We start from the raw sequence: 3,433 nt of genomic DNA on the forward strand, positions 1-3,433 counted from the left end.
TACGCCTCCATGGGGCTCGTGCTGCGCATGGCGGTGTAGAGGTCCGTCCAGTAGCCGCCGGGCTGGATGATGCTCACCTTCACCCCGAAGCCGGCTGCCTCCGCGGCGAGAGCTTCGCTGAGACCTTCCAGGGCGAACTTGCTGGCGCTGTAGAGGCCGGTGCTGGGGAAGCCGCCCAGGGCGGCGATGCTGGAGACCTGCACGAGGTGGCCGGAGCCCTGCACGCGCAGGACGGGCATGACGGCCTGCGCAACCCACAGCGCGCCGAAGAAGTTGAGGTCCAGTTGGGCCCGCGCCTCGGCCTCGGTGAACTCTCGACCATGCCCATCGACAGCATCCCGGCGTTGTTGACGACGATGTCGAGCCGGCCGAAGTGGCCGACCGCCTTTTCGACGGCGGCGAACACCGCGTCGCGGGCGGTCACGTCCGCCCCGAGGGGCAGTACCCGCCCGGGGTGGGCGGCCGCGAGCTCCTCGAGCGGAGCCGTGGTGCGGGCGACGACCGCGACGCGGTCGCCGCTCCCCAGTGCCGCTTCGGCGAAGGCGCGGCCGAGGCCCCGGCTGGCGCCGGTGATAAACCAGACGCGGCTGGTGGTTTCGGCAGAGGTCTGCACGCGCGATGCTCCTGTCCGGGAGGTGGGGCGCCCGGGGGCTCGGGTCGCCGGTGTGTGCGGGCCGGGATGACGGGTGTCACCGGTACGGGCACCGCACCGCTCACGGATCACCGGGCAGCGGTTCCGGCCCGCTGTCGATCTTTCAGTTTCCCGCCGAGCCCATCAACGTCGAAGATCAGTAGGCTTTGATAACTCAGGCTTATGACGGGGGCGGCCACACGTGGAAGTGCGGGACATCGAGATCTTTCTGACCGTGGCGGAGGAGCTGCACTTCGGCCGGGCGGCCGTACGGCTGCACCTCACGCAGGCGCGTATCAGTCAGGTGATCGGCCGTCAGGAACGCAAGCTGGGGGGCCTGCTGTTCGACCGCTCGAACCGCCGCCAGATCCGTCTGACCCCGCTCGGCCGACAGTTGCGTACCGACTTGCTGCCGGTCTACGCGAACCTGCGCCACAGCCTAGAACGCGCCCGGATGACCGCCCGCGGCAAGACCGCCCGCCTGCGCGTCGGCATGATGCCCTTCAACGTGATCGAGCTGCACCACTTCTGGAAGACGTTCCAGGCTCGCCATCCCCAGTGGGAGCTGCAGGTCCGCAGAGCGCCCTACGTCGACCCCTTCGCCAGACTCCGCGAGGGCGACATGGACGTGTTCATCACCTGGCTGCCGGTGGACGAGCCCGATCTCACCGTCGGTCCGGTCCTCTTCCACGACCGTCGCGTCCTGGCCGTCTCCGCGGTCCACGAACTCGCCGACAGGCCAGTCGTTCCGGTCGAGGCCCTGGCCGACTTCGGCCACGCCATGGCCCCCGACATGCCGGACTCCTGGGAGGACGGCTACCTGTCGTTCTACACGCCCCGCGGCAAGGTGCTCGAACGCGTCGAGCAGGTCACCAATGCAGACGAACTGATCCACCTGGTGATCACGGGCGAGATCGTCCACCCCTTCCCCTCGCACGTCACACGCTACTGGTCCACGTTGTCCCACGTACGCTTCGTTCCCCTCCCCGACATGGGGACCCTCCCCTTCGCCCTGGTGTGGCGCAGGGACGCCGAGAACGACCTCGTCCGGGCCCTCGCCCAGACCGTCCGCGACCTCGGCACCGTGCGGTTCTGAGGCCACTGCCTTTCCCCACGACGCGTCAGGTGTCACCGGCGTGATCCGCCGGGGGCGGGCCAGGGCTCGGGCAGGAGTTCCGGTGGCAGCAGCGGGTCGGCGCGCATCGCGGCGAGGCCGACGCACAGGTCGGCGGTGGACGGACAACTGAGGGCTTCGAGGACGCCGATGTGACGGGCCCGGGCCTGGACCAGCGCGTGGAGGTGGGCCATGGACGCGTGAACAGGTCGCGAGGTCCGGCGCATCGCAAGGAATCCGGCCGTCCGCACGGCCGGGTTCAGCCCGCTCGGGCGCCCCGGACCGGTTTCCCGTCGGGGTCCTGCCGTCTGACCCCCAGGCGGCCACGGGCTGCCCGGCGTTCGAGTCTGCGCTGTTCCGCCGCGCTCCACCGGGCGGCACGGCCCGGGCCGAGGGCCGTGCCGTGGCCGACGTGCAGCCGGACGGGCTTGAGGTCGAGCATCGCGCGCAGGCTGGCCAGGTTGGCGAGCGGGTCGTCGTGGAACGGCGGGTTGGCGGGGCGGCCCTTGAGGAGCCCCATGAAGGAGTTGGCGATGAGGTCGCCGGCCACCAGGTCGCCGTCGTCGGTGAGGACGGAGACGGACCCGGCGGTGTGCCCGGGGGTGGGGATGATGCGGCCGTCGACCCCGAAGTCCGCGAGGCCGGTCTCGCCCTGGACGAGCAGGTCGGGTTCGAACGGTTCGGCCTGTACGTGGAGTTGCGGGTGGCGGGCCATGAGCCGTCCCATCGGGCCGGTGGGCAGGTACGGCTCGCGGACCCGGCCGGTGCGGTAGGGGCCGAGGTCGGCGGCGTGCGCGGCGATCGGCGCGCCGGTGAGCCGGCGCAGTTCGGCGGCGGAGCCGAAGTGGTCGATGTGGCCGTGCGTGACGACGACGAGACGGACGTCCCGCGGATCGACGCCGTGGGCGGCGACCTGCTCGGTGATGCGCCGGCCGCTGCCGGGCGTTCCGGCGTCGACGAGGACCGGGTGGCGGCCGAGCAGCAGGTAGGCGTTGACGGCGTGCCGGCCCAGGACCGGTATGGGAATGACCTTGGTACGGGACAACTGAGTGCTCCTCGGAGGAGGGAGTGTGGGTGTGGCGGTGGTTCAGCGAGCGGTGGCATGCGGCCGGAACCGGCGTCGGTACTCGGCCGGGGTGGTGCCCAGGCGGCGGCGGAAGGCCCGGTGCAGAGTCTCCACCGACCCGAGTCCGCTGGCGGCGGCGATGTCGGGCAGGCTGCGTGCGGACTCCTCCAGGAGGAGGCGGGCCGCTTCCACCCGGACCGCCTCCAGGTAGTCGGCCGGGGTGCGGCCGGTGCAGTCACGGAAGATCCTGGAGAAGTGGCGCACGCTGAGGTTCAGGCGGGCGGCCATGGCCTCGACCGGGATCCGCTCGGTGAGGTTGGCTTCCATCCAGCGCCTCAATGCGTCGATACGGTCGTCGGTGCTCGACTGCACGGACAGCGGAACGCTGAACTGCGTCTGTCCGCCGGGGCGTTTGACGTACATCACCATGGCGCGGGCGGCGTCGAGGGCGATCGCCGGTCCGTGGTCCTCGGCCACCATGGCGAGGGCGAGGTCCATGGCGGCGGTCACGCCCGCGCAGGTCCAGATCCGCCCGGCGCGGATGAAGATCGGCTCGGGGTCGACGTCGACGTCCGGGTGCTGTGCGGCCAGTTGGCCGGCGGTGAGCCAGTGGGTGGTGGCG

4 protein-coding genes and 1 pseudogene are annotated in these 3,433 nt (G+C 71.2%); 1 reads left to right on the forward strand and 4 read right to left on the reverse strand.

Annotated elements, in window-relative coordinates; genetic code table 11:
• Positions 1–724 (reverse strand): annotated as a pseudogene (locus tag IE312_RS06720) (SDR family NAD(P)-dependent oxidoreductase); the annotation flags it as partial.
• 109 nt (positions 725–833) lie between these two features.
• Here IE312_RS06720 and IE312_RS06725 point away from each other — a divergent pair.
• The gene (locus IE312_RS06725; protein WP_189979256.1) at positions 834–1,727 is read left to right on the forward strand and encodes a LysR family transcriptional regulator; all 894 of its coding nucleotides are present in this window, start codon (positions 834–836) and stop codon (positions 1,725–1,727) included.
• Positions 1,728–1,759: 32 nt separating this feature from the next.
• Here IE312_RS06725 and IE312_RS06730 read toward each other — a convergent pair whose 3' ends face one another.
• The 3 genes from IE312_RS06730 to IE312_RS39110 form a co-directional block, all read right to left on the reverse strand.
• Positions 1,760–1,939 (reverse strand): hypothetical protein, encoded by a 180-nt coding sequence (locus IE312_RS06730; protein WP_189979258.1) that lies wholly within the window; start codon positions 1,937–1,939, stop codon positions 1,760–1,762.
• A 65-nt stretch (positions 1,940–2,004) separates the two neighbouring features.
• Positions 2,005–2,790: an MBL fold metallo-hydrolase gene (locus IE312_RS06735; RefSeq protein ID WP_189979260.1), complete on the reverse strand. Its 786-nt coding sequence runs from the start codon at positions 2,788–2,790 to the stop codon at positions 2,005–2,007.
• Between the two features lie 42 nt (positions 2,791–2,832).
• On the reverse strand, positions 2,833–3,433 hold a 601-nt coding region (locus IE312_RS39110), incomplete at its 5' end, for a GlxA family transcriptional regulator (RefSeq protein ID WP_229899204.1).

Origin of the sequence: Streptomyces capoamus (assembly GCF_014654935.1) — a bacterium.
Classification (GTDB): Bacteria; Actinomycetota; Actinomycetes; order Streptomycetales; family Streptomycetaceae; genus Streptomyces; species Streptomyces capoamus.